This window comes from Cellulophaga sp. RHA19 (assembly GCF_002813425.1).
Lineage (GTDB): Bacteria > Bacteroidota > Bacteroidia > Flavobacteriales > Flavobacteriaceae > Cellulophaga.
The window spans coordinates 1,023,092-1,049,223 of sequence record NZ_PHUL01000001.1 but is presented as its reverse complement, the minus strand read 5'-3'; the positions used below and the strand labels follow the sequence as shown (position 1 = coordinate 1,049,223).

Annotated in this window: 26 protein-coding genes and 1 pseudogene; 12 read left to right on the top strand and 15 right to left on the bottom strand. The window is 32.2% G+C overall.

The genetic code is table 11. The features are described 5' to 3' along the window. Positions 1 to 26: 26 nt before the first annotated feature. Together AX016_RS04560 and purN are read right to left on the bottom strand one after the other, a co-directional pair. A pseudogene (locus AX016_RS04560) lies at positions 27 to 660 on the bottom strand (ribonuclease H1 domain-containing protein). After that, entirely contained in the window at positions 661 to 1,227 is a 567-nt protein-coding gene (gene purN / locus AX016_RS04555) for a phosphoribosylglycinamide formyltransferase (RefSeq protein ID WP_100894486.1), read from the bottom strand. Between the two features lie 162 nt (positions 1,228 to 1,389). Here purN and AX016_RS04550 point away from each other — a divergent pair, with 162 nt between their 5' ends. The 9 genes from AX016_RS04550 to AX016_RS04515 all read left to right on the top strand — a co-directional run bounded on the left by AX016_RS04550 (position 1,390) and on the right by AX016_RS04515 (position 8,008). Further along, a complete protein-coding gene (locus AX016_RS04550; RefSeq protein ID WP_008269813.1) occupies positions 1,390 to 1,623 on the top strand; it encodes an acyl carrier protein in 234 nt (77 codons plus the stop codon). A gap of 114 nt (positions 1,624 to 1,737) precedes the next feature. Beyond that, positions 1,738 to 2,988, top strand: a complete 1,251-nt coding sequence (gene fabF / locus AX016_RS04545; RefSeq protein ID WP_100894485.1) for a beta-ketoacyl-ACP synthase II — start codon at positions 1,738 to 1,740, stop codon at positions 2,986 to 2,988. Between the two features lie 4 nt (positions 2,989 to 2,992). After that, the gene (gene rnc, locus AX016_RS04540; protein ID WP_100894484.1) at positions 2,993 to 3,733 is read left to right on the top strand and encodes a ribonuclease III; all 741 of its coding nucleotides are present in this window, start codon (positions 2,993 to 2,995) and stop codon (positions 3,731 to 3,733) included. Between the two features lie 110 nt (positions 3,734 to 3,843). Further along, entirely contained in the window at positions 3,844 to 4,308 is a 465-nt protein-coding gene (locus AX016_RS04535) for an IPExxxVDY family protein (protein WP_100894483.1), read from the top strand. A 2-nt stretch (positions 4,309 to 4,310) separates the two neighbouring features. Next, positions 4,311 to 5,759, top strand: a complete 1,449-nt coding sequence (pyk, locus tag AX016_RS04530) for a pyruvate kinase (protein WP_100894482.1) — start codon at positions 4,311 to 4,313, stop codon at positions 5,757 to 5,759. A gap of 127 nt (positions 5,760 to 5,886) precedes the next feature. Beyond that, positions 5,887 to 6,729, top strand: a complete 843-nt coding sequence (locus tag AX016_RS04525; RefSeq protein WP_100894481.1) for a helix-turn-helix domain-containing protein — start codon at positions 5,887 to 5,889, stop codon at positions 6,727 to 6,729. 98 nt (positions 6,730 to 6,827) lie between these two features. Continuing rightward, positions 6,828 to 6,989, top strand: a complete 162-nt coding sequence (locus AX016_RS17185; protein WP_157811084.1) for a hypothetical protein — start codon at positions 6,828 to 6,830, stop codon at positions 6,987 to 6,989. 53 nt (positions 6,990 to 7,042) lie between these two features. Continuing rightward, on the top strand, positions 7,043 to 7,576 hold the full coding sequence (locus AX016_RS04520) for a carboxymuconolactone decarboxylase family protein (RefSeq protein WP_100896801.1): 534 nt from the start codon (positions 7,043 to 7,045) through the stop codon (positions 7,574 to 7,576). Between the two features lie 45 nt (positions 7,577 to 7,621). Continuing rightward, positions 7,622 to 8,008: a plastocyanin/azurin family copper-binding protein gene (locus AX016_RS04515; protein ID WP_100894480.1), complete on the top strand. Its 387-nt coding sequence runs from the start codon at positions 7,622 to 7,624 to the stop codon at positions 8,006 to 8,008. 66 nt (positions 8,009 to 8,074) lie between these two features. On the opposite strand, the gene AX016_RS04510 is transcribed toward AX016_RS04515, so the two are convergent. The 12 genes from AX016_RS04510 to pdxA form a co-directional block, all read right to left on the bottom strand. Then, entirely contained in the window at positions 8,075 to 8,524 is a 450-nt protein-coding gene (locus AX016_RS04510; protein WP_100894479.1) for a 3-oxoacyl-ACP synthase, read from the bottom strand. Continuing rightward, entirely contained in the window at positions 8,518 to 9,636 is a 1,119-nt protein-coding gene (locus tag AX016_RS04505) for an NAD(P)/FAD-dependent oxidoreductase (protein ID WP_100894478.1), read from the bottom strand. Before AX016_RS04505 ends, AX016_RS04510 begins: the two co-directional genes overlap by 7 nt. A 45-nt stretch (positions 9,637 to 9,681) precedes the next feature. Further along, positions 9,682 to 11,079, bottom strand: coding sequence for a hypothetical protein (locus AX016_RS04500; protein ID WP_100894477.1), 1,398 nt, complete (start codon positions 11,077 to 11,079; stop codon positions 9,682 to 9,684). A 12-nt stretch (positions 11,080 to 11,091) separates the two neighbouring features. Beyond that, positions 11,092 to 12,981: a hypothetical protein gene (locus tag AX016_RS04495; RefSeq protein WP_100894476.1), complete on the bottom strand. Its 1,890-nt coding sequence runs from the start codon at positions 12,979 to 12,981 to the stop codon at positions 11,092 to 11,094. Positions 12,982 to 12,985: 4 nt separating this feature from the next. Then, positions 12,986 to 13,675 carry a hypothetical protein gene (locus AX016_RS04490; RefSeq protein WP_100896800.1) on the bottom strand — a complete coding sequence of 230 codons (690 nt, stop codon included), beginning with the start codon at positions 13,673 to 13,675 and terminating at the stop codon, positions 12,986 to 12,988. A gap of 97 nt (positions 13,676 to 13,772) precedes the next feature. Next, entirely contained in the window at positions 13,773 to 14,537 is a 765-nt protein-coding gene (locus AX016_RS04485) for a DUF2314 domain-containing protein (protein WP_100894475.1), read from the bottom strand. Positions 14,538 to 14,680: 143 nt separating this feature from the next. Then, positions 14,681 to 16,036, bottom strand: a complete 1,356-nt coding sequence (accC, locus tag AX016_RS04480) for an acetyl-CoA carboxylase biotin carboxylase subunit (RefSeq protein ID WP_100894474.1) — start codon at positions 16,034 to 16,036, stop codon at positions 14,681 to 14,683. Between the two features lie 66 nt (positions 16,037 to 16,102). Further along, entirely contained in the window at positions 16,103 to 16,588 is a 486-nt protein-coding gene (accB, locus tag AX016_RS04475) for an acetyl-CoA carboxylase biotin carboxyl carrier protein (protein ID WP_100894473.1), read from the bottom strand. A 41-nt stretch (positions 16,589 to 16,629) separates the two neighbouring features. After that, on the bottom strand, positions 16,630 to 17,625 hold the full coding sequence (locus tag AX016_RS04470) for a beta-ketoacyl-ACP synthase III (RefSeq protein WP_100894472.1): 996 nt from the start codon (positions 17,623 to 17,625) through the stop codon (positions 16,630 to 16,632). A gap of 173 nt (positions 17,626 to 17,798) precedes the next feature. Then, entirely contained in the window at positions 17,799 to 17,996 is a 198-nt protein-coding gene (gene rpmF, locus AX016_RS04465; protein ID WP_100894471.1) for a 50S ribosomal protein L32, read from the bottom strand. A 9-nt stretch (positions 17,997 to 18,005) separates the two neighbouring features. Continuing rightward, on the bottom strand, positions 18,006 to 18,539 hold the full coding sequence (locus tag AX016_RS04460) for a YceD family protein (RefSeq protein WP_100894470.1): 534 nt from the start codon (positions 18,537 to 18,539) through the stop codon (positions 18,006 to 18,008). A 166-nt stretch (positions 18,540 to 18,705) separates the two neighbouring features. Continuing rightward, positions 18,706 to 19,758: a 4-hydroxythreonine-4-phosphate dehydrogenase PdxA gene (gene pdxA, locus AX016_RS04455; protein WP_100894469.1), complete on the bottom strand. Its 1,053-nt coding sequence runs from the start codon at positions 19,756 to 19,758 to the stop codon at positions 18,706 to 18,708. 55 nt (positions 19,759 to 19,813) lie between these two features. Between pdxA and AX016_RS04450 the strand changes: the two genes are divergently transcribed. After that, positions 19,814 to 20,398: a riboflavin synthase gene (locus AX016_RS04450; RefSeq protein ID WP_100894468.1), complete on the top strand. Its 585-nt coding sequence runs from the start codon at positions 19,814 to 19,816 to the stop codon at positions 20,396 to 20,398. Between the two features lie 68 nt (positions 20,399 to 20,466). Here AX016_RS04450 and AX016_RS04445 read toward each other — a convergent pair whose 3' ends face one another. Then, a complete protein-coding gene (locus AX016_RS04445; protein ID WP_100894467.1) occupies positions 20,467 to 22,278 on the bottom strand; it encodes a sodium:solute symporter family protein in 1,812 nt (603 codons plus the stop codon). 74 nt (positions 22,279 to 22,352) lie between these two features. On the opposite strand from AX016_RS04445, the gene AX016_RS04440 reads away from it, so the two are divergent. Then, entirely contained in the window at positions 22,353 to 23,108 is a 756-nt protein-coding gene (locus AX016_RS04440; protein ID WP_100894466.1) for a sulfite exporter TauE/SafE family protein, read from the top strand. Positions 23,109 to 23,174: 66 nt separating this feature from the next. After that, entirely contained in the window at positions 23,175 to 25,940 is a 2,766-nt protein-coding gene (locus AX016_RS04435) for a helix-turn-helix and ligand-binding sensor domain-containing protein (protein WP_100894465.1), read from the top strand. Positions 25,941 to 26,132: the final 192 nt, after the last annotated feature.

Sequence of the window (26,132 nt, the reverse complement as noted above, 5' to 3'; positions counted from 1 at the left end):
TCAATTTATAAAAACAAGAAAAAGTGCTATTTACGACCAAAATCTGCCGGAATTTCTCCCCACGCTTTGGTTTCCCATTTTACAATTGTTGTTGTGTATGTATTTGTTTTTAACCAATCTTCGGCTCTACGTATTAGCTCAAATACATCTTTATTTTTTGCAGACTCTTTTAGCTTACTATTGCACTTTTTTTTAAGAACCCAGCTCATAGCAGTTCTAGAATCTGTATAAATTATACGGTCACTATTATTTTTTTTTTAAATAAGCTAGGCCATGTACCAAAGCTAAAAACTCTCCTATATTATTGGTTCCTTGTTTAAAAGGTCCTTGTTTAAAAAGTTCTTTGGCGGTTTGCGTAACTACACCACGGTATTCCATAATACCTGGGTTACCACTAGATGCAGCATCTACAGAAATAGAATTGTAGTTTGGCTGCCCTATTTTATCTAACTCTAATTTAGATAGTGTAGTTGTAATTTTTTTCCCTTTGTAATCATCATAACTACCATTAAAGGCCTTTTTTGCAGCTTCAAAAGTTGGAAAAGACTTGTATTGCGCGCCCTTTTCTTTATTAATTGCAGCTTTACACGCAGCCCAAGAATCGTAGATCCCTGGCTTTTTACCTTTCCAAACGGTATAAAATTTTCCTTTTTTACCCATTTAGTTTGATAAAATTTGATCTATTACTTTAGGAAAATGCTCATACTCTAACGCATGTACTTTTTCTGCAATATGCTCTGGAGTATCTTCTTTAGAAACACTTGCTTTTGCTTGATGAATTATTGCTCCTTCGTCATAATTTTCATTTACATAATGAATAGTGATACCTGTTTCGGTCTCATTATTATTTTTTACAGCATTATGCACATGCATTCCGTACATTCCTTTTCCGCCATATTTTGGAAGTAGTGCCGGGTGTATATTTACAATCTTATTAGGAAAGGCTGTGACGAAGTTTTTAGGTATTTTGAGTAGAAAACCTGCTAAAATTATTAAATCTGGATCCATACTCTTAATTATGTTTAAAAGACAGTCAGACTTAGAAAAAGACTCCTTGTTAAAAAATAAACAATTGATATTCAACCTTTTACACCTATCAATAACTTTGGCATCCCTTTTGTTAGTAAATACACTGGCAATAGTAACCAATGAGTTGTCTTTAAAATAATTTGCTATGTTCTCTACATTAGAACCAGAACCAGAAGCAAGTAGAACAATACGTTTCATAGAGCGCTAAATAGGGTTATTATTGAATAAAAAATGAGGTGTAAAATTAACACTTCAATATTAAATTAAATTAAAAATTGACACATTTTAACGACAAATGGTGTATTTAAACCAAAGTTTTTTATTTTTGCCTTCAATTAAAATTATTAAAACAAAATTATTATGTCAGACATTGCATCAAGAGTAAAAGCTATAATCGTTGACAAATTAGGAGTTGACGAAAACGAAGTTGTTACAGAAGCGAGCTTTACTAACGACTTAGGAGCAGATTCTTTAGATACTGTTGAGTTAATTATGGAGTTCGAAAAAGAATTCGATATTCAAATTCCAGATGATCAAGCAGAGAACATTGCAACAGTTGGTCAAGCAATAAGTTATATAGAAGAAGCAAAGTAATTTATTATATCTTGAACAAGATTTAAAAAAATATCCATGTGGTAGTCTTGCTGCATGGATTTTTTTTTTTAATTTACACATATCTAATAAATAGATTTAACAAAATTTGAGTTCATGCAATTAAAGCGAGTTGTAGTTACTGGTCTTGGAGCTTTAACGCCTATAGGCAATAACATAGAAGAATACTGGGATGGGTTAGTAAATGGAAGAAGCGGATGTGCCCCTATTACCTATTATGACGCAGAAAAATTTAAAACCAAATTTGCCTGCGAATTAAAAAACTATAATCCTGCCGATTTCTTTGATAGAAAAGAAGCGCGTAAACTAGATAAGTTTGCACAATATGCAATGGTTTCTGCCGATGAAGCTATTAGTGATTCTAAATTAGATTTAGATACTCTAGATAAATTTAGAGTTGGTGTAATTTGGGGAGCTGGTATTGGAGGTTTAGAAACTTTCCAAAACGAAGTTTTAAACTTTGCTGCCGGTGATGGCACGCCAAGGTTTAACCCTTTCTTTATACCAAAGATGATTGCTGACATTGCGCCTGGAAATATCTCTATAAAGCATGGCTTTATGGGGCCTAACTATACTACAGTATCTGCATGTGCATCTTCTGCTAATGCAATTATAGATGCCCTAAACACAATACGTTTAGGCCATTGTGACGTTGTTGTTACTGGAGGTAGTGAGGCTGCCGTTACTATAGCTGGTATGGGTGGTTTTGGATCTATGCACGCATTATCTACAAGAAATGATAGTCCAGAAACAGCATCTAGACCTTTTGACGCTACCAGAGATGGTTTTGTTTTAGGTGAAGGAGCTGGTGCACTTGTATTAGAAGAATATGAACACGCTGTAGCAAGAGGAGCAAAAATATATGCTGAAGTTGCTGGTGGTGGTTTATCTAGTGATGCATACCATATGACAGCACCTCACCCAGAAGGTATAGGCGTTGTACGTGTTATGGAAAACTGTCTTAAAGATGCTGGTTTAAAGCCAGAAGATGTAGACGCTATTAATACACACGGTACATCTACACCGTTAGGAGATGTTGCAGAACTAAAAGCTATTAGTAAAGTTTTTGGTGAGCACGCACATAATTTAAATATAAACTCTACAAAATCTATGACAGGGCATCTACTTGGTGCCGCAGGAGCAATAGAAGCAATTGCATCTATCCTTGCCATGGAGCATGGTGTTGTACCACCTACAATTAACCATGAAAATGTAGATGAAAATATAGATCCTAAATTAAACCTTACACTTAATAAAGCTCAAAAAAGAGACGTAAATGTTGCATTAAGCAACACGTTTGGATTTGGAGGGCACAATGCATGTGTAATTTTTAAAAAATTAAACTAAGATAATGAGTTTTATCTCCAAAATATTTAATTCCCATCCAGAAAAAGATGGGGATTTTTTTTTAGGAATAACACACATTTTAGGCTTTAAGCCTAAAAAAATAGAGATTTACCGCAAAGCCTTTTTGCACAGGTCTGCAAATAAAAAAGATAAAGACGGTAATCCTTTAAATTACGAACGCCTAGAATTTCTTGGAGATTCTATGCTAGGTACAATTATTTCTAAATATTTATACAACGAAGTTCCGTTAGGAGACGAGGGCTACCTTACTAAAATGCGCTCTAAAATTGTTAGTAGAGAGCACTTAAACGAATTAGGTAAAGATTTAGAACTTATAAAGTATGTAGAGAGCAGAATTTCTAAATCTCATTTTGGAGATAACATACACGGTAATGTTTTTGAAGCACTTGTTGGCGCCATTTACTTAGATAGAGGGTATGATTATTGCGAAAAATTTATAAGCGAAAGAGTAATTGGTCCGTACGTAGATATAGAGCAATTAGAAGGCCGAGTAATTAGCTACAAAAGCTTGGTGATAGAATGGTGCCAAAAACAAAAAAAGCAATTTAATTATAACGTATATGAAGACACCGGTAATGACACGCTAAAACACTTTGCCGTAAAACTATCTATAGATCATAATATAATTGCAAAAGCCAGAGCAACATCAAAAAAGAAGGCAGAAGAAGCTGCTTCTAAACGTGCTTTTTTTGCTTTACAAGACAAAATTAAGAAGTCTAAGTAAAATAATTGTTAACTAAAACGTTTTCGTTTTAAATACCTTGCTTAAACCTTAAAACATACTAGGCTAGTATAAGTTTTAATCCTATATTTACTCTTTCAGACATAAAGAATATGGGAGCTATACATAAAATTTCTGAAGATTTTTTTGAAGATTCTTTTTCATTAATTGCCCTACACAGCAGTCTAGAAGATTACGCAATTGGCTATAATCTTAATTTATTTTTAAAATCTAATTTTAGAAGAGCCAAAATAGATTTAGATGTAAATAAGCGTATTTCTTTTCCTTTTTTTGAATGGGAAGACACAGATAATGATAATTACTGGACTTTAATTAGCAACCATAGTACAATAGAAGAACAAGAGGAACAAGGAGGTCTGTTTGGTAGCGAACTATCATACACAACACACTATCTAGTCCCAGAATATAAGGACGTAGATTACTTTTTAAAAATAGAGCAAGAAAACAAAGAAATTGTTACTTCAATTTTAAAACAAATTGTAAGTATACCAAAAATTGTGACTGCTTATAATATAGATGTTGATAACCTAAAATCTAAAAACAACTTAATTTTTTAACAATGCCAACTAACAAAAAAACAAAAATAGTAGCAACCCTTGGGCCTGCTACAAGCAAAAAAGAAGTTTTAAGAGATATGATTAATGCTGGAGTAAATGTCTTCAGAATTAACTTTTCTCACGCAGATTATTCAGATGTTACAGAGCGTGTTAAAATGATACGTGAATTAAGTGATGAGCTAGGCTCTAACACTTCTATTTTAGCAGATTTACAAGGTCCTAAACTTAGAGTTGGGGTTATGGCTGGCGAAGTTGTTGTTGCTCCTGGCGATAAAATATCTTTTATAACAGGTAAGCCTTTTGAAGGTACTGCAGAAAAAGTATATATGAATTACGCATCTTTTCCTAAAGATGTTAAACCAGGAGAATTAGTACTTTTAGATGACGGTAAACTTATGTTTAAAGTACTTTCTACAAACAAGAAAGATGAAGTTAAAGCAGAGGTTGTACAAGGTGGACCTTTAAAATCTAAAAAAGGAGTAAACTTACCTAATACCAATATCTCTTTACCTGCACTTACAGAAAAAGATATTAAAGATGCAATTTTTGCAATTTCTCAAGATGTAGATTGGATAGCACTTTCTTTTGTACGTTTTAGTCAAGATTTAATTGACTTACAAGCTTTAATTAAGAAACACACAGATCATAAAATTCCTATTATAGCTAAGATTGAAAAACCTGAAGCTGTAGAAAATATAGATAAAATTGTTGCTTACTGTGACGGTTTAATGGTTGCCCGTGGAGATTTAGGAGTAGAAGTTCCTGCACATGAAGTACCATTAATTCAAAAGCAATTGGTACTTACAGCTAAAAAAGCTCGTATTCCAGTAATTATTGCTACACAGATGATGGAGACAATGATTACTAGCCTTACACCAACACGTGCAGAGGTTAATGATGTTGCCAATTCTGTAATGGATGGTGCAGATGCTGTAATGCTTTCAGGTGAAACTTCTGTTGGTAATTACCCTGTACAAGTAATAGAAAAAATGTCTAGCATTTTAATGAGCGTAGAAGGATCTGATCTTATATCGGTACCTCACAACCCACCTCATGTTAAAACTAGTAGATACATTACTAAATCTGTATGTTACCACGCAGCTATTATGGCTAACGAAATTAAGGCAAAAGCAATATCTACATTAACAAATAGTGGTTATACTGCTTTTCAAATTTCTGCTTGGAGACCAAGTGCACATATTTTAGTTTTTACATCTAATAAAAGAATTTTAACACAATTAAACCTTTTATGGGGTGTTAAGGCTTTTTATTATGACAAGTATGTTACTACTGACGAAACTATAGATGATGTAAATGCTATTGCTTGCCAAAAAGGATTTTTAGAAGTTGGTGATATGCTTATTAGCCTTGCTGCAATGCCAATTGCAAACAAAGGTATGGTAAATACACTTCGTGTTACAGAAATAGAATCTTGTAACATTAAAAAATAAACAACCATTTAAGTTTATATATAAATCCTGAGTTATCGCTCAGGATTTTTTTTGTTTATAACCATCCCAAATGTAAGTTAGTATTAATTTAAAAGACTATTAATTTACCTTATTAATACCTGTCTTTATGAAATTTAAATACACTGATACAAAAGTAGATTCTGTTTTTGGAATGACAGATGATATCAAAAAAAATCTAACTTACTTTGACACCAATAAAGACACCATAAGCATTTTATGGAACCAAAATAGCACCCCTGTTACTTTAGAAATAGATAACACAATTATAGAGCTACAACCCAATCAACTAATTACAACCACCTATTTACACCATGTATCTTATCAAAAAACAGAAAAACCTTTAATCGCTTTTATGTTTAACAGGCCTTTTTACTGTATTAGAGATCATGACAGTGAGGTATCATGCAATGGTATTTTATTTTTTGGAACACAAGAGTTACCAATAGTAACCATACCAAAAGACCAAGAACGCAAATTTAGCACGCTGTATGAGATTTTTATAGATGAGTTTAGCACATCTGACAAAATACAAGGAGATATGCTACAAATGCTCTTAAAAAGGCTTATAATTATATGTACGCGTTTGGCCAAAGAACAACTTACTCTAAAAAAGTTAAACAATGAGCAAATAGATCTTGTACGTAGGTTTAATGTTTTGGTTGATGAGCATTTTAAAACCAAACGTAAAGTAAGTGACTATGCAGACCTGCTTTTTAAAAGTCCAAAAACCCTTTCTAATATTTTTGCACTTTACAATCAAAATTCACCACAACAAATAATATTAAGCAGAATTGCTTTAGAAGCAAAACGACTTATGAATTTTACAGACAAACAAAACCAAGAAATTGCTTATGACTTAGGTTTTAACGATCCTGCACATTTCAGTTCATTTTTTAAAAAAATGACCAACTATTCTCCTACCCAATACCGAGAAATACACAAAAAATAGGCTGTCGGGAAATTTCTACAAGCCGTCGGGAAATTGCTATTAACAAATAGCTCTTAATAGATTGCATCTTTGCATTGTAATTATAAAACAACGCAATTATGAACTTAATACATACATCTATTTTTAACCTAATTGAAATATTTAGGTCAGATAAAAAAAGTAAACAACAGACTGTATTAGCTACAGATCATTGTGAAAAAAAGTACCATCACGATTTCTACTGTGATGCAGAAAAACCTTTTATCCAACATTTTCAATAACAAACATTAATACTAACTGTCTTTTAAAATAAATGACATTAAACAAAATAATTATGAGCAAATTTAACGTACCCACAAGAGCAGAAGTAAGCGAAAAAAATCAAGTAATTTTTGATTCATTAGAGAAAAAAGTAGGTTTTGTACCTAACTTATATGCAACATACGCATACTCTAACAACGCATTAGAAAACTACCTTAATTTAAGTGGAGCAAAAACATCTTTATCTGCCAAAGAAAAAGAAGCAGTAAACTTAGCAGTAAGCGAAGTTAATAATTGTATTTACTGTTTATCTGCACACACTGCAATAGGTAAAATGAATGGTTTTTCTGATGAAGAAATACTAGAATTAAGAGCAGGAAAAGCTTCTTTTGACTCTAAATTAAACGCATTGGCTGCTTTAGCTAAAAACGTTACCGAAAAAAGAGGCGCTACAGATGCTACAATTGTAGACAACTTTTTAAACGCAGGTTACACTAAAGAAAACCTAATAGATACTATTGTATTAGTTGGCGATAAAACCATATCTAACTACATACACAGCACAACAAATGTTCCTGTAGATTTTCCTGTAGCACAAGCTTTATAACAAATAAACTTAAACACAATTACAAACAATAAAAACAAAAACAAGATGAAAAATTTTAAAAACGCAATTGCATTAGTAGCCTTATTAGTAGGTATTGTATTTACAAGTAACGCTCAAGATAAAATGAGTAAAGTAATTTCTTTAGAACAAACTAAAGGAGAGTTTACACAGAAAAATTTAACTGTAGCGCCTGGCACTTATGTTTTTGAGGTTGCAAACAATAACGTTGGTCATGATGTAGGTTTTGTACTTGTTAAAAAAGGACAAGATGTTAGCAAACCAGAAAACCACATTAAAACTGCATACGTTACAAAAGCAGTTGCAAACGGTAAAACAGAAAAGTCTAACGCTACTGTTTTAGAAAAAGGGGAATACGTATATTTTTGCCCGTTAAACCCAACAGCAACAGACAACACAATTACAGTAAAATAAAGTTTAATCTTTTTTGTGTGACAAAATCCTTGACTAGCTATTGTAAGCTACTCAAGGATTTTTTGTTTAAATAACCTCTGTTATTTGTATTGTAGATCCGTTAAAAACAAAACTATCACCTGCACTTTTACCTAACAGCAATTTACCTATTGGCGTATTTGCAGATATGCAATACACCTTTTTGCTATTATGGGCATATTCACCTGCAGAAATTGATAAAAAATAATTGTTTTTTTCTGTATACACCAAACTCCCTAAGCCAATTACTGTTGCATTTTTAGTTGCTGTTACCTTAGATAATAACTGTTGCATTTTTTCTGCCTCTAATAATTGCGCACCAAGTTTTTCGCGCTCTAATTGCAACATTGCTCTTCCAGTTTCGTGTTTATCACCTGCACTACTTTTTGTTTCTGATGTTAACGACTCCTGCACACCTGCAATGTTTTTTTGTATTCTAGAAACTCTATTGTTTATAAAACTTGCGCAAAACTTTAAAAGCTCTTCTTTATTTACCATACTACTTTATCTGCTAATTCTTTACCCACTAAGCTACCAATAGCAATTCCCATCCCGCCTAAACGCACACCGCAATACACGTTAGGTTCAACCTCTTTTATTATTGGATTTTTTTGGCTCCCAACACCCATTATACCACTCCATTTTTTATCTATTTTAAAAGGTGTGTTAGGTAAAATTGTTTCTCTTAATATCTCTTCAAGCTTTTGTTGCACTATTTCTGTTTCACCAAAGACCAATGTTTCTTCTGCTTTAAAGTCTAAATTTCGTCCTCCTCCAAATAAAATTCTATTATCAATATTTCTAAAATAATAATATCCTTCGTCTAAATGAAAAGTACCTTTAATATGTAAATTAGGTATAGGTGATGTTACCAAAACTTGCGCCCTAGCCGGCTTAACCTTTTCCTGTAGTAATTCTGCCGCAAAACCATTGGTTGCAACCACTAACTTTTTAGTCTGTAAAGTAAAATTACTTGTTTCTACCGCTACACCATTAGCCGTTGTGGTAAATGCTTTTACACTTGTGTTATTTAAAATTAAAATACCTTTTTGAATGACTTTTGCCAACAAACTCTGCATCATTTTACCAGTGTCTATTTGGGCTTCAAAAATATGTGTAATGTAGTTTTTTTGTATTTTATTAAAGTTGAATTTATTTTGCGTAGACACAAATGCATCACCTTTAAAAACAGAATTTAATAACGTGTTTACACCACTTAATTTACTTAAATAATGTTGATACAATGTAGAGTTAGAATCTAAAAATAGCTCATGACCTCCATAATTTTTATACCCAATAGCTTTGTCTCCTAAATTTGATCGTAATAAGTTTATACCATCTAATCTTTTTTGTACAAGCTCCACAACCTCTTCTTCTGTATGCGAGTCTAAATCTGATACTATTTCTGATATGCTACCAAAACAAGCAAAGCCAGCATTTTTAGTACTAGCTCCCTGCGGCAACATTCCCTTTTCTAAAATTAAAATTTTGGCTTTAGGAAAACGCTCTTTTAAGTACAATGCACAATTTAACCCCACAATACCACTGCCCACAATAGTAAAATCTATTGCAGACAACCACGTTTTATGTTCCCAGTAGCTAAAATTCATTTTACTAAAATAAGAACTAAAACTAAGTAAGTGAATGCAAAAGTGTTATTTGGCATTTTCTAACCCAAAAAAGATTTGGGTTATAATATTTATATCTTCTTTTTTTGCTGATAATGTACCCTCTACACCAACAACTCCGTTCTTAACCACATTGGCTTTAACATCTAGCTTATTTAAAAGTCCAAATAATAAGTTAGACTTAGGAAAGCTTATATCGTTATTTAACTTAGAGAAATCTGCGGTAATATCTAAAAAGTTAGCGCTTTTAAAAACCTCTGTTTTGGGGTTGTTTTTAGCCGTTGCAAACAAACTTACTTTGTCTGTTGATGACACATAAAAGTTATATATTGGCAACGCAGTAAATACGCCTTGCTCTATAGCTCCTTGTGTTTTTAAATAAGTTGACAAGCCGTTTTTATTTACACCTAAATTTACATACATTTTTGGCGCCTCTTTTTCTTGTACAGTTTTCTTTTCTACCTTATTAAAATTATCATCATAATCATAAGTAATAATAGTGTCTTGCTGTTTAGTTTTACCACTTACAGCCAAACTAAAAAACCCATTACTGTATTTTGCAATACTATCTATTTGTAAATTACTTTTTTGTAAAAAAGAGCTATTTTTAAAGGCTGATATAAAGTCTCTCTTGTGATTCTCATTAGCAAAATTATAATCTAAATACATTTGCAAAGATGCATTGCGTACACTATTTACTGTAATTTCTTTTGAAAAAACTGAGGACTCATCAACTTCTAATTGTCCGGCTACAGCTAATTTTCCGTCTTCAAAATTTAAACCAATTACACTTGTTCCTTTTACGTATACAATGTGATCTTTAGTACTTTTTAATTTCTGAATTAGACTATTATTTTTATCTACAATCAACTTTTCTCCTACCAAAACATCTGTAAAAACAACAGAAACCTTTGTAAGATCTATTTTATCTGGTGCAGCCGCAACAGCAAGGTTTTTAGAGTTCCAAGCTATACAAACTTTAGATTTTTCTAAAACTGCGTATTTATAACCTTCTGCTTCCAGTATTTTACCTTTTTTATTTTTTACATACTCTTTTACATATGCAGTAAAACCTGTAAAATTATCTATTGGAAATGTAGAAAAGACAGTGTTTTCTACATTTTTAAGTGTATATAAAACTACAGTATATGGTTTTAGATTAATGCCTTTTTCTAAAGTAGAATCTTTCTCTTTTTTACTACTTGAAAATGATATGTTATCATAATAAAACTTAGGTGAAGATAGCGCGTCTAAAACTATAGTTTCTTTTATACCGTGTAAATCTATTTTAACAACAGCATCTGCATTTTTATGCACAACACCTAATAAAGATGATGTGTTGTTTACAAACTTATAGCCCCAATAAACTATACCTGCAAGTATAATTATTGGGACTACTATTTTTATTATTTTTTTTAAACGCATATTGCTTAAAACTTAATCTATAAATGCATCTATAAAATTAATAAAGTATGCTAAGCCATTTTTATGTCCTTCTTCTGGAGTATTTAAAACAACTTTAGTACTAGATTTATTCCCCTTTAATTTACCTGTTGTAATTAAAAGATCTTCTGTATTACTAGTTAAAAAGTTTATTTTTCTTTTAAACTCTCTTGGCAACTCATTAACTGGTATTTGAGAAATTATATTTTTACCGTTAACATATGCCGCAGAAGTATTTTTACTAATATTTTTCTTGTGCTCACCACTTACACTACCTTTAAAACTACCATTTCTAATAGCTAACAAATGGTCTTTAGACGTTGCAAAAAACAACACTCCTTTAGCGTGCATTGCATATACATTTACAGGTACACTTCTTGGTGTGTTAAACTTATAAATACCGTTATCTACCGTCATTTCGTTTTCTTTAACAGCAATATTCATAAGCTTGTTAAAAATACTTTCTCCGTTAGAAGTGGCCATAAAAATAAAATCTGGTACCGTTTCTTCTTTAGTTTTCTCTATTGGAATTCTATTGTAGTTTTCATCATAATCATATGTTGTATATGTTACTTGCTTTTTAGCAATATCATTAACTACAAATAACATATCTCCTCTAACCAATTCACCAACAGCTTCTTCATCTAAAAAAATAGATAATAAGTCTGCTCCTAATGGCGCCAAGGTTGCAACTTCTTTATCATAAGAATTAGCAAACATAGATTTCATAAGCTTTGGATACTCTGTAAGTATACCTTCTGTACTTGCATTAACAGACATATAACCTAGCATTTTATCTTGGTTAAAATACTTGTAAAAATCTTTATTCATTTTACCATTGTACATAGCTTTGGCGTGTTTTGCCATAGCATCACTCATAGTATAATCTATGTTTAAAACAGCACTAGTGTTAGTAAAATCTAAGGTAGAAGACATAGAAGAGTTTCTATACAACTCCTCTACATTATACATACCAAAAGCATTACTAAAACCCTGTGTTAACACTAGCTCTTGGTAAAGATTTATGAAATCGCCTGCCCAAGCGTGTGCCTCAAAGTTTTGCTTTCCTAAACTAGCAACATAACTCTTGTTACGCAAAATATTATTGGATGAGTGGTCGCCATTTATAAAAGCTTTTGCTTTTTGTAAATTACGCACTTTTGCTTTTTGAGTTTTAGCTATTCTTCTTGCTTCTCTTTCTTGTCGTTCTCTTTTGTAACGTTCTTGTCTTTTTTTATAGTAATCATCATTAGAGTATGTTGCATCTTCGGTAGATTCAATTACTGTTTCTTCTACTTCTGAAACTTCAATTTCAACCTCCTCAACAGCATCTTCTGCAACGTCTACAGCAGATTCTACTACTTCTTCAACTTCTACTGCATCACTATAATTATAGTAGTCGTTATCTTCGTTTGCATCTTCAGAAATAACAACAACAAGCATTCTATCATTCCAAGCTACAGTAATGCCATCATAATTATCTTGCATATAAGTAATATCACCGTCAGTTTTTATCTTTTCGGTACTACTATTGTTCTTTTTAATTAAGTTATCAAACCCACTTTTAGAACGTAACGGAATAGCAAAGTAATTAGAAAAAACACCTTTTTCTGCTTGCAAAAAATAGTATGCGCTTGCATTAAAATCTATACCTAAATCATTAAGACTTGTTAAGTCACCGTCTGATTCTCTGGCTAGTTCTTTTACCATTTCTTGACCTATTTTAGAGTTCTCAAACTCCTTAATAGAAAACAAATCTGTAACATTACTTCCTTTTATAGTAACAACTGCACTAGAGTTGGCAGGTATATTTTGTATTAAATCTTGTGCTTGCGTTGTATATGCAGCACAACAAATAGTTAGGCTTAATAATAATTTTTTCATTCTTTTAATTGTTGATTAATTGTATGGTATTTTCTAAAGTTTGTTGGCCTGTTATTAAAGGCAATGCAGACACACGCATAAATACTGCCTTTTTATTTGGAGCTATTTTAGCTCCTGAATTAGAAACACTTTTTACAGATGAATTAAACCTATATATTGTTGTGTAACTAGCATCATTAAAAACTTTTTTATCTTCGGATTTAAGCGAATTAAATTTCTTTTTTATACTACCATCATATTTAAAATGTCTTTTAAATTGATGATTTTCATCATTATATGAAAAATTAGTGGTACTAAAACTTGTTTTTTCTCTTCTATTTTGATTGTTAATCATTTCTTTAAAAATTGAATTAACGCTCTCTACAGATGTAAAGTCACAAGCTATAGAAAATATATAATTATCATAATCTGCTGTTTTTTCTATATTAGATATGCCTTGTGTTTTTTTAAGATGATCCACTGCATTTTTCATAGCTAAGTCAATATCCTTTTTAGATGGCACCTTATAACCGTTAACGCTGTCTAAAAGCATAACAGAAGCCAACTTAGACTTACTCTTGCTTAGGTTAGCTGTAACGGTTATACGTCCGCTACCGTCTTTATTAAAGCTAATTTCTTCTAAAATTTCAAAGCAACTTGTAAATAATAGTAAGGAAATAAATAAAGGAACGTACGTGAATAGTTTTTTAAGCATATGAATTGGCATTAAATTATAATAGTAAACTATGTTTTAATGTTAAAATTGTAATTGAAACTAATTTTATTAGTTAGACTACTAGTACCTAATATTGTTACGCCAGTATTGGAATAATATATTCCCAGTTTAATTTTTTAGCATAATCAAGTGCTGTTAAACCATTATTTGTTGTTACGTTTTTATCTGCCCCCAACTCTAATAATATATTTACAGTAGTTTTATTACCTGCAATTACTTGCCTGTGTAAAACCGTATAGCCAGCTTCATCTTTAATAGTAAGTTCTTCTGGATTTTCTTTAAAGAATTCTAAAAACTGGTCTGCTGTGTTTACACACATTGGGTGCTCTATAAGGTTTTCTGGGTTTTCTTTTTGACCGTGAACTAATAAAATAGCATTAAAATCTCCAAAATTTAAACCCCAAGCATTATCATGTTGTTGCCTAGCTTCTTGGCTCATACCAGATCTTAATACGTGTATTGTAAAGCCTCCGTAGGTTTCACCAGACATAGCAAGCATCCAATCGCTTATTTTATTTACATTACAACTAACAGTTTCACCTTCTGTAACATTTGTTAATTGCATTGGGTTATTAGCCAAAACACCTGTAACTATTTCACCATCAAAATTTATATCACGAACCCACATATGCTCTACAGTTGGCTCTTCTTCCCCATCAAACATTTGCTCAAAAGGAAACTTCACAATAGCTAAATCATGACCAGGAATAACACGCCTGTGCTCCCAATACAACTCTCTCCAAAAATATTTAAAAGTCTCTTGCGCTCTTTTAAATGCTAATGACATTTTATCATCCTCTTTCGCAAAAAACACTTCTTGCTTATTTTCTGAATTGCTCATATATTTTAATTTCTGTTGAATTCATTTTTTTAACACTACAAAGGTATAGTCATAAACAAGTAGCTAACACCCTGTAAACCGTGAAAACCTGAAGGCTAGTTATTGCCAAAAAAAAACTCCGATACTATATCGGAGTTTTTAATTTATTCATCATCTTTACTAGGTTCCATAACAAAACTCTCCATAAAGGCCGTGGTATAATTACCTGCCAAATAATCTGGATGATCCATTAATTGCCTATGAAAAGGAATTGTAGTTTTTACACCTTCAATTACAAATTCATCTAAAGCACGTTTCATTTTGTTAATTGCCTCTTCTCTAGTTTGCGCAGTTGTAATTAACTTAGCAACCATAGAATCATAGTAAGGAGGAATTGTATAACCGCTGTATACGTTAGTATCTAAACGCACTCCATGTCCGCCTGGCGTATGTAATGTAGTAATTTTTCCTGGAGAAGGTCTAAAATCATTTCTAGGATCCTCTGCATTAATTCTACATTCTATAGAGTGTAATTTAGGGTAGTAATTTTTACCAGAAATTGGCACTCCACCAGCAACTAAAATTTGCTCACGTATTAAATCGTAATCTACTACTTGTTCTGTTATAGGATGCTCTACCTGTATTCTGGTATTCATCTCCATAAAGTAAAAGTTACGGTGCTTATCTACTAAAAATTCAATAGTACCGGCCCCTTCATACTTAATATATTCTGCCGCCTTAACTGCTGCAGCTCCCATATCATCACGCAGCTTATCTGTCATGAATGGAGAAGGAGTTTCTTCTGTCAATTTTTGGTGACGTCTTTGTATAGAACAATCTCTTTCTGATAAGTGACAGGCTTTACCGTACTGGTCACCAACAACTTGTATCTCTATATGTCTTGGTTCTTCAATAAGTTTTTCCATGTACATAGCACCATTACCAAAAGCGGCAGTTGCTTCTTGTACAGCACTTTCATAAAGAGCTTCCATTTTATCTTCAGACCAAACAGCACGCATACCTTTACCACCACCACCAGCAGTTGCTTTAATCATAACAGGATATCCCATTTTTTTAGCAACTTTTTTAGCTTCGGCAACATCTTTAAGTAAACCGTCAGAACCAGGAATAGTTGGTACACCAGCTTTTTTCATAGTCTCTCTAGCACTAGCCTTATCTCCCATACGGTCTATATGCTCGCCAGATGCGCCTATAAATTTAATATCATGCTCTGCACATATTTTAGAAAACTTAGAGTTTTCTGATAAAAAACCATAACCTGGATGTATTGCATCTGCATTTGTAATTTCTGCTGCTGCAATAATATTTGGTATTTTTAAATAAGATTCATTACTAGGAGCAGGGCCAATACATACAGCCTCGTCTGCAAACCTAACATGCAAACTCTCTTCGTCTGCCTTAGAGTATACCGCTACCGTTTTAATTCCCATTTCTTTACAGGTCCTAATAATACGTAAGGCTATCTCTCCCCTATTTGCAATAAGTATTTTTTTAAACATCTTATGAAATTTTAAATTTTAATTCTAAATTCTAAAAAACTAAAAGTATTTAGCGTCTAAAATTTCTTATGATGGATCTACTAAAAATAAAGGTTGGTCAAATTCTACTGGAGAAGAATCATCTACCAATACTTTTACAATTTTACCAGAAACTTCAGATTCTATATCATTAAAAAGTTTCATTGCTTCAATAACACAAAGAACATCTCCTTGACCTATAGTATCACCAACTTCTACAAACACAGGTTTGTCTGGAGATGGTTTTCTGTAAAAAGTACCAATAATTGGCGACTTTATAGTAATGTATTTATCGTCATTACTTTCTTCTTTTGCAGGTGCAGCTTCAGGCGCAGCAGCTGGTGCTGGTGCAGCAGCGGCAGGAGCCATTTGAGGTTGCCCCATTGGTATTTGTTGCAAAATAGTTGTCTCTCCACCAGAGTTTAACGCTCCTGTTCTAATGGTAATTTTAATGTCTTCCATTTCTAATTTAACTTCGCTAGCGCCAGATTTAGCAACGAACTTAATTAAACTCTGAATTTCTTTAATATCCATAAAAATTAGATTTTGTTTAGTTGTAAGTTTTTATTTTTTGATTAAGAGTTATAGGCCCATTTTAAGAAAATAGAACCCCAAGTAAAGCCACCACCAAATGCAGCAAATACTAAGTTGTCTCCTTTTTTTAGTTGATCTTCGTAGTCTGCTAATAATAATGGCAATGTAGCAGAAGTTGTGTTTCCGTATTTCTGAATGTTCATCATTACTTTAGAAGAATCTACACCCATTCTGTTAGCTGTAGCATCTATAATGCGTTTGTTTGCTTGGTGTGGTACCAACCAATCTACATCTTTTTCTTCTAAACTATTACGTTCCATAATTTTTGCTGAAACGTCTGCCATATTAGATACAGCATATTTAAAAACAGATTTTCCGTCTTGAAAAACGTAATGTTGTTTATTTTTTACAGTTTCTTCAGATGCTGGTAATAAAGATCCACCTGCATCAATTTTTAAGAAATTACGCCCAATACCATCAGACCTTAAGTATTCATCTTGAAAACCTAAGCCCTCTTCATTAGGCTCAAAAAGTGCGGCACCTGCGCCATCACCAAAAATTATACAGGTAGTTCTATCTGTATAATCTAAAATAGAAGACATTTTATCTGCCCCTATTAATAATACTTTTTTATACCTACCAGATTCTACATAACTACTAGCTGTAGACATACCGTATAAAAAACTAGAACAAGCCGCTTCTAAATCAAAAGCAAAAGCATTAGTTGCACCAATCTCTGAGGCTACAAAAGCTGCCGTAGCTGCTACTTGTAAATCTGGAGTTGCAGTACCAACAATAATTAAATCTATCTCTGTTGGATCTATGCCTCTTTTTTGCAATAAATCTTCAGCTGCTTTAATTGCCATAAAAGAAGTTCCCTTGTCATCTCCTTTTAAAATTCGCCTTTCTTTGATACCTGTCCTAGTGGTAATCCACTCATCATTTGTATCTACCATCGTTTCCAGTTCTTTGTTAGTTAAAACATAGTCAGGAACATACTTACCTACTGCAGTTATTGCCGCTGATACTTTACCCATATATAAGTTTGATTTTTTAATCAAAAAGTTTCAAAAAAGTCTAAAAATCATGGAAAATTAGTCAATTTTTACGACTTTTTACCAAAACTGTTTATTTTTTGATAAAAATTGATGAAAAATAAAAAAACCCTCACTTTTACGGTGAGAGTTTTGAAGATTGTACAAAGATAGAATTAAGCTACTGCTTCTTCTGTTTTGTCAATTAATATTTGTCCACGGTAGTATAATTTACCTTCGTGCCAGTGTGCTCTGTGGAACAAGTGAATTTCTCCTGTTGTTGCATCTTTTGCAAGTGTTGGAGCTACCGCTTTATAGTGCGTTCTTCTCTTGTCTCTTCTGGTTTTTGAAATTTTTCTCTTTGGATGTGCCATTATGAAACTTTATTTATCCGTTATTAATTTTTTTAATGCGTCCCATCTGGGATCAATATCTTCTTTATTTTCCTTTTCTTCTCTTGGTTGTAGCTCTTCTAACTTATCTACGGCTTTAGATCTTAAAGTGCCATCCAGTACTCCCGGATGAATTCTTTTAGACGGAATAGCCAATACCAGCATTTCGTATAAATATTGCGAAATATTAACCTGATGTTCTCCGTGAGGAATTATCAGTATTTCTTCATTCTCATCATTATACTCTTCGCCAAACTTTACTACCAGTTCTAACGTAGAACTTATAGCTTGGTCATAAGGTTCACTAGAAATATCACAGAAAACATTTACTGTTCCTTCTGCAATCATCTCTAACTCCAACATTGTACTCATTTTATTTAACTTTACCTCTATATCTATATTGGCATCATTAAACTCATTGTACTCAAAAGATTCAAAGAACTTATTGTCTATTTTATACTCAAAACTGTGCTTTCCCTGCTTTAATCCAGAAAAAGGAATGGAAAACTCCTTTAGCTTCATCATAACAACACTATATTTATAAGTACCAGCCTCCTTAAAGGCGGGTGCAAAGATATTATTTTTTTAATTAAACCCAACTATTATGCGTAAATATATTACTACTTAATAGTTTAGCTATTGTTTTGCCCTATTTTAGGGGCTAATTTCACTTAAATTTATAAAAAATATTTTACTCTTTCCTCTTTAAACGTTGTTTTTTTAGAGGATTCTGAGTTAATTCTTTATACTCCTCCCTGTTTTTAAAGATTTTTAATGCCGTAAAAACTGCTTCTTTAAAAGAACTATGGTCTGCTTTTCCTTTACCTGCAATTTCATATGCGGTACCGTGATCTGGCGATGTACGTACTTTAGATAAACCTGCTGTATAATTTACTCCTTTGCCAAAGGATAATGTTTTAAAAGGTATTAATCCTTGGTCGTGATAGGCTGCTAATATAGCATCAAAATTACTGTAAGCATCAGACCCAAAAAAACTATCTGCAGAATAGGGACCAAAAACCATTTTTCCCTGATTTTTTAATTCTGTAATTGTTGGTTTTAAAACAGTATCATCTTCTTTTCCTATAACACCATTATCTCCGCTATGCGGATTTATACCTAATAGTGCTATTTTGGGTTTTTGTATTGCAAAATCTTCTTTTAAAGAACGCTCTATTGTAGCTACTTTTTCTTTTATAAGCTTTGCTGTTATTGCGCTTGCAACATCTTTAACAGCTATATGGTCTGTTAACAGTCCTACTTTTAAAGAGCTTGTTACCATAAACATTAAGCTATTGCCACCTAATTCTTTTGCTAGATAATCTGTATGGCCTGGAAAATTAAATTCTTCAGACTGAATATTATTTTTATTTATTGGTGCAGTAACCAATACATCAATCTTATCTTCTTTTAATGCTTTGGTTGCTGCTTGCAAAGATTTTAGTGCGTAATCTCCACTCTCTTTAGTTGCTTCACCAAACTGAGTTTTTGGAACTTCTTTCCATACATTAACCACATTAATTTTGCCTGCTATAGTTTTGTCTGCATCTGGTATACCATTGTAGTTTATATTTAAACCTAACTCTTTCTTCTGAAAAGAAATGGTTTTGTTTGATGCAAAAATAACTGGAGTGCAAAAATCTAACATACGGTTGTCTTCAAAAGTCTTTAAAACAACTTCACAGCCAATTCCGTTTAAATCGCCTATAGAAATTCCTACCTTAATTTTTTTGCCTTCTTGCATAATTCAACTGTATAATGTCTAAATTTACACCGCAAAATTACTTAATTAAAACGATATGTTTACTGGGATTATAGAAACTTTAGGGAAAGTAACCGCATTACGTAAAGAAGACACCAACCTACACATTACAATAAAATCTACTTTAACACCAGAGCTTAAAATAGATCAAAGTGTTGCTCACAATGGTGTTTGCCTTACTGTTGTTGCTATAGAAAATGATACTTACACAGTTACTGCTATTGATGAAACATTGCAAAAAACAAGTATTGGGGCTTTAGAATTAAATTCTACGGTAAACTTAGAGCGTGCTATGATATTGGGCACAAGATTAGACGGACACATTGTGCAGGGGCACGTAGACCAAACTGCTGTTTGTACTGCTATTGAAGAGCAAGATGGTAGCTGGATTTTTAATTTTGAATATGATGATAAATACAACAACGTAACTATTGAAAAAGGTTCTATTACAATAGACGGCACAAGTTTAACTGTATTTAATTCTGAAAAAAACACGTTCAGCGTAGCTATTATACCTTATACTTTTGAAAACACTGTTTTTAATACCTATAAAGTAGGTACAGTTGTAAACCTTGAGTTTGATGTTATTGGTAAGTATGTTGCTAAACTAATTGCAAAATAAAAACTTATATTTTTTAATATTAAAGCCGTGTGTATCTCTTTTAGAAATATACACGGCTTATTTTTTTATTAAAGAATATTTGTTTTCATTTTATTCCAAGCTTTTACTAATAAAAAACCTGCCACTAATGCAATACCTGTAAATATTATCCCTTTTGTTTTTTCGCCATAAATCCAATACCCTGTTGCAAACATACAGGTATATATAAGGACACAACCTAGCACCATAGCTCCTATACCAGATGGCACACTCCATTTTTCATTTGGATTTACAATTTCTATATTGTCTGCTTTAGCATCTATTACAACCTTTTCCCAGCCTGGGCCTCCTGGTTGTATTTTTTTATAAAAACTATTTAAGACTTCTTTAGACTCTGGCTTAGTCATAAACGTAGCTGCTACCCAAATTATGGTTGTTATTAATACTACAAATGGTATTTGAAACCAATCTGGAAAAACTCCTGTATCTAAAGCAAAAAGGTAGTTTCCTAGCGGAGTCACTTTTAACACTATAGATAAAACTCCTGATGCAAACATTGCTGCAATCTCTGTCCAAGCATTAATACGCCACCAAAACCAACGTAAAATAAAAATTAGTCCGGTACCGGCTCCAAACAACAATAACATATCAAAAACCTCCATAGCATTTTGCATTAACAAGGCCAAACAAGCACTTAATACCATTAACACAACAGTAGAAAGTCTACCAACAGCTACCAATTGTTTTTCTGATGCATTAGGATTTACTTGTTGCTTGTAAAAATCATATACTATATAAGATGATCCCCAGTTAAGCTGAGTAGAAATTGTACTCATATAAGCAGCTATTAATGATGCTAACACCAAGCCTAATAATCCGCTTGGTAATTTTGTTAGCATAGCAGGGTAAGCCAAATCATGTCCTAATTTATCTGCTGCTATATTAGGAAAAGCTTCTGCTATACTAGCAACATCTGGGTAAACAACTATAGATGCTAAAGCAACTAAAATCCAAGGCCAAGGGCGTAATGCGTAATGCATAATATTAAAAAAGAAAGTTGCACCAATAGCATGGTTTTCATCTTTTGCAGCCAACATACGTTGTGCAATGTAACCACCGCCACCAGGTTCTGCTCCTGGATACCAAGAACTCCACCATTGTACAGCTAAAGGAATAACTAATAAGGTAATTACAGCATTTGTATTGCTAAAATCTGGTAAAATAGATAATTTCCCTTTCACATCTTCATGTGTTAGTAAGCTTGTTACTCCGCCTACTTCTGGTAAATTTACTAAGTAATACGCTGCTCCTATAGCACCGCCCATTGCTACAAAAAACAATAAAAAATCTGTATACACAACACCTTTAAATCCGCCTAATGCACTAAAAGTAACCGTTATTAAACCTGCGCTTACTACTGTTTGCCAAGGCTCTAAACCTAGCATTATTCCTCCAATTTTTATTGCTGCTAGTGTTACAGCAGACATTGTAATTACATTAAATATAACACCTAAGTATATAGACCTAAATTTTCTTAAAAAGCTGGCCGGTTTTCCACCATAACGTAATTCATAAAACTCTAAATCTGTATTTACATTAGATTTACGCCAAAGCTTTGCGTATACAAAAACAGTTAACATACCTGTAATTAAAAATGCCCACCATACCCAGTTACCAGAAACACCATCTGTCCTAACAATATCTGTAACTAAATTAGGAGTATCTGTAGAAAATGTTGTTGCCACCATAGACAAACCCAACAACCACCAAGGCATTGTTCTTCCCGATAAAAAATATTCTGATGAACTTTTTCCTGATTTTTTAGAAACAACAATCCCAATACCCAAAACAATTGTAAAAAAAACAATGATTAGCGTATAATCCAGTGCACTTAATTCCATTTTTTAGTAGTTGGTTAATTAGTAAAGATATTATTTTTTACAATACTTTTGTCTTTTTTAGCTAAACGCCAATTATGGGTCTATTAATAACAGCAAATATTTCTACAACTGCATGGGTCTTGGCTTTTACAGCCGTATTTGTAATGGGTGTTTCTAAATCTGGACTAAAAGGTATTTCTATAATTGTAGTTACTCTTATGGCTTTGGCTTTTGGATCTAAAGCATCTACAGGCCTGCTTGTTCCGTTGCTTGTTATTGGAGATATTTTTGCCGTAATTTATTATAGTAAATATACCCAATGGAAATATATTATTAAGTTTTTACCTTGGATGGTTGGCGGTATATTAATAGGTGTATTTGTTGGCAAAGACTTACCAGAAGCCTCTTTTAAATACTGTATGGGAGGCATTATTTTAGTTACTGTATTAATGATGCTTTGGTGGGACCAAAAAAAATCTAAAAACGTACCAACACATTGGGCTTTTGCAGGTTCTATGGGCTTACTTGCTGGTATTACTACTATGATTGGTAATTTGGCAGGCTCTTTTTCTAATATCTACTTTTTAGCAATGCGTTTACCTAAAAACCAGTTTATAGGAACTGCTGCATGGCTTTTTTTAATTACCAATGTTTTTAAGCTACCTTTTCACATTTTTGTTTGGCATACGATCACAAAAGAATCGCTTACATTAAACCTTAAACTTTTACCTGCTATTTTTGTTGGTTTTATTATTGGCACCTTTTTAGTAAAGTACATTAAGGATAAATTTTTCAGAAAAATGATACTAATTCTTACAGCTATAGGCGCTTTACTAATCTTGCTTAGATAATTAATTGGTTTTCCCTGTAATAATCTTATATTCATACGTAAAATCATTAAGTTTTCTATATCCCCTATGAAAAATTTAACCTCGCTTATTTTACTTTTCTTTATTAGTAGCTACATTATTGTTGGTCAAAATCTTTTTCCTCCAATACACAATTATAAAATATTTGATTACAATGCCGCTAGTAAAAATTGGGGGTTAGCCACCAATGAAGATGGCGAATTATTTTCTGCCAACAACGCAGGCCTTTTACACTTTAATGGTGAGGAGTGGAAACTTAACACCTTGCCTAGTAAAACTACCATACGCTCTGTTGCCTGTATTAATAATAAAGTATACACAGGTTCTTATGAAGAATTTGGATTTTGGGAAAAAGATAGCCTAGGTGTTTTAAAATACACATCATTAACTCATCTTATAAAAAACCACGTATTTACTAGTGAAGAATTTTGGCAAATTATTCCTTTTAATGATGCTATTGTATTTAGGTCTTTCTCTAAAGTATATGTTTACAAAGACAATAAAATAACAGTAATTAAGGCTGATATTATAGTAAACAACATTACAAAACACAATAACCAAATTATAGTTGCTGGCGGTGATGATGGGCTGTTTTATTTAAAAGGAGACACACTAAAACCTCTTGTACTAAAGAACAACATATCTTTTGTAAATAAAACTGTAGTAGATATGGCTTCTACTAATGAAGGTTTATTAATTGGCACTAAGTTAAATGGTTGTTATATAATTAAGAATGAAGAAATTAAAACTTGGAATAGCACTATTAACGACACATTAAAACAACATCAGTTAAATAAAATAATAGTATTAAATCAAAATAAAATTGCTTTTGGCACCATAAAAAACGGACTTTTTTTATACGATAACCACACTAAAACCTACAAAAGCATTAACCGTGAAGTAGGGTTACAAAATAACACTATTTTATCTATGGTTCCTTATAAAAATCAACTTTGGCTTGGTTTAGATAACGGAATAGACCATATACAATTAGATCATGCAGTTACTTATTATACAGATTTTACAGGTGTTTTAGGTACTGTTTACGATATTGCCTTGTACAATAATAAAGTATACTTAGGTTCTAATACGGGCTTATATTATGTAGATAATGATGTATTGCATTTTGTTAAAGGAACTCAAGGTCACGTCTGGGATATTGCCGTTGTTAACAATGAACTTTTTTGCGGACATAACACAGGAACGTTTAAGTTAAATAAAGATGGCTCGGTTAAAGTATCTACTATTTCTGGAGGCTATCAAATAGAAAAAATACCAGAGAATAAGTCATCCTTTTTACAAGGCACTTATACAGGTATAGCAAAATATAGTAAGGATAATGACAACCAATGGTCTGTAGAAAGACTTAAAGGTTTTAATTTACCTGTTAAAAAATTGTGTTTTGAAGATGATAAAACGCTTTGGGTTGCACACCCATATAAAGGTTTTTATAAACTTAAACTAAACAGTACTTACGACTCTGTAATTAGTACTAAAGAGTATAACGGACAAGACGCACCTAACAAATACAATGTTAAGCTATACAATATTAAAAACCAGATTGTATTTTACAGTCAAGGAAATTGGTATAAGTACGATCCTATTTTAGACAAAATTGTAACATTAGAAGAGTTTAGTTCTTTTAAAAACAATGAGCTGTTGTATTACAACAATGATCACTTTTGGTTTATAGATAACGAAAACAGTAAAAAAATTACTTATACCAACTTTAAGGAAGACAATATTATTATTGAAAACCAAAGCTTAAAAAAACGTATAATTCCTGAAGCCGAAAACATTATAAAAGTAAACGACTCTACATTTTATTTTACTTTAGTAGACGGTTACAGTCAAATAAACTTTAACAAGCTAAACAACCAATTAAAAGATAACAACAGGTTGCCAGTTCCTAAACTAATTAGTTTTAATGGTAAGGAAAATAGCTACCCAATACACACAAAAAGTATAACTTTACCTTATAAAGATTCTCGTAACATTACTGTAAAAATTGCATCTTCGGGCATAATGCATCCAAAGTACTATTATAGTTTAAATGGTAAGGATGCGCAGTTTGCAGAGCTAAATAACGGACTTATATCATTTCAAAATTTAGGCTACGGTAGTTATGCTTTAGAAGTATTTGGTGTTGGTATAGATAATAAAAAATCGGTTCCAAATAACATCAACTTTACTATAAAAGCACCTTGGTACTTATCTGGTCCCGCAATATTAATTTACTTTTTACTAACTATAGTCTGCGTAATTCTTATCAGAAAATATAATAAGTATAAGCTAAATATAAAGCATAATAAGCTAAAGGAACGCTTGCAGCATGAACAAGATGAAAAAATTGCGCTTTTAGAAAAGGAAAAGCTAGCTAAAGAAATAAAACTTAAACAAAAAGAGTTAGCTAATACCACACTTAATATTGCCAAAAAGAACGAGATAATTCTTGATCTTAAAAACTTACTAACTCAAAATAAAGATAAGTTCCCTAACCAACAACGTTATAAATCTTTTATGAAAAGGTTAAACAATTCTGTTAACAATAAAGAGGATTGGAAACGTTTTGAAATGAATTTTAAAGAGTTACATAGCGACTTTTTTGAAAACTTACTTAAACAATACCCTAAGTTAACTCCTAAAGATTTAAAATTGTGTGCTTATTTAAAAATGAACCTGTCTACCAAAGAGATAGCGCCATTAATGGCCATTACAATTAGAGGTGTAGAAATACATCGTTACCGTTTACGTAAAAAGTTAAACATAGACAGTTCAGAAAACATATCTAACTTCTTAATCACCTTTAAATAAAGGTTTTTCTTTCAAAAACGGCTTAACAATTACCTAACACGAGGTACATCATTACTACATCAAAGTGTTAAAAGTGTATAAAAAACAAAGTCACAACACTACTGCAAACCATACTATTGGCGGTATATAGCCCATTTTAGGTGTTGATGTAGTTTTTATGTAGTTACCAAAACACCTCTGGATACCTTGTTT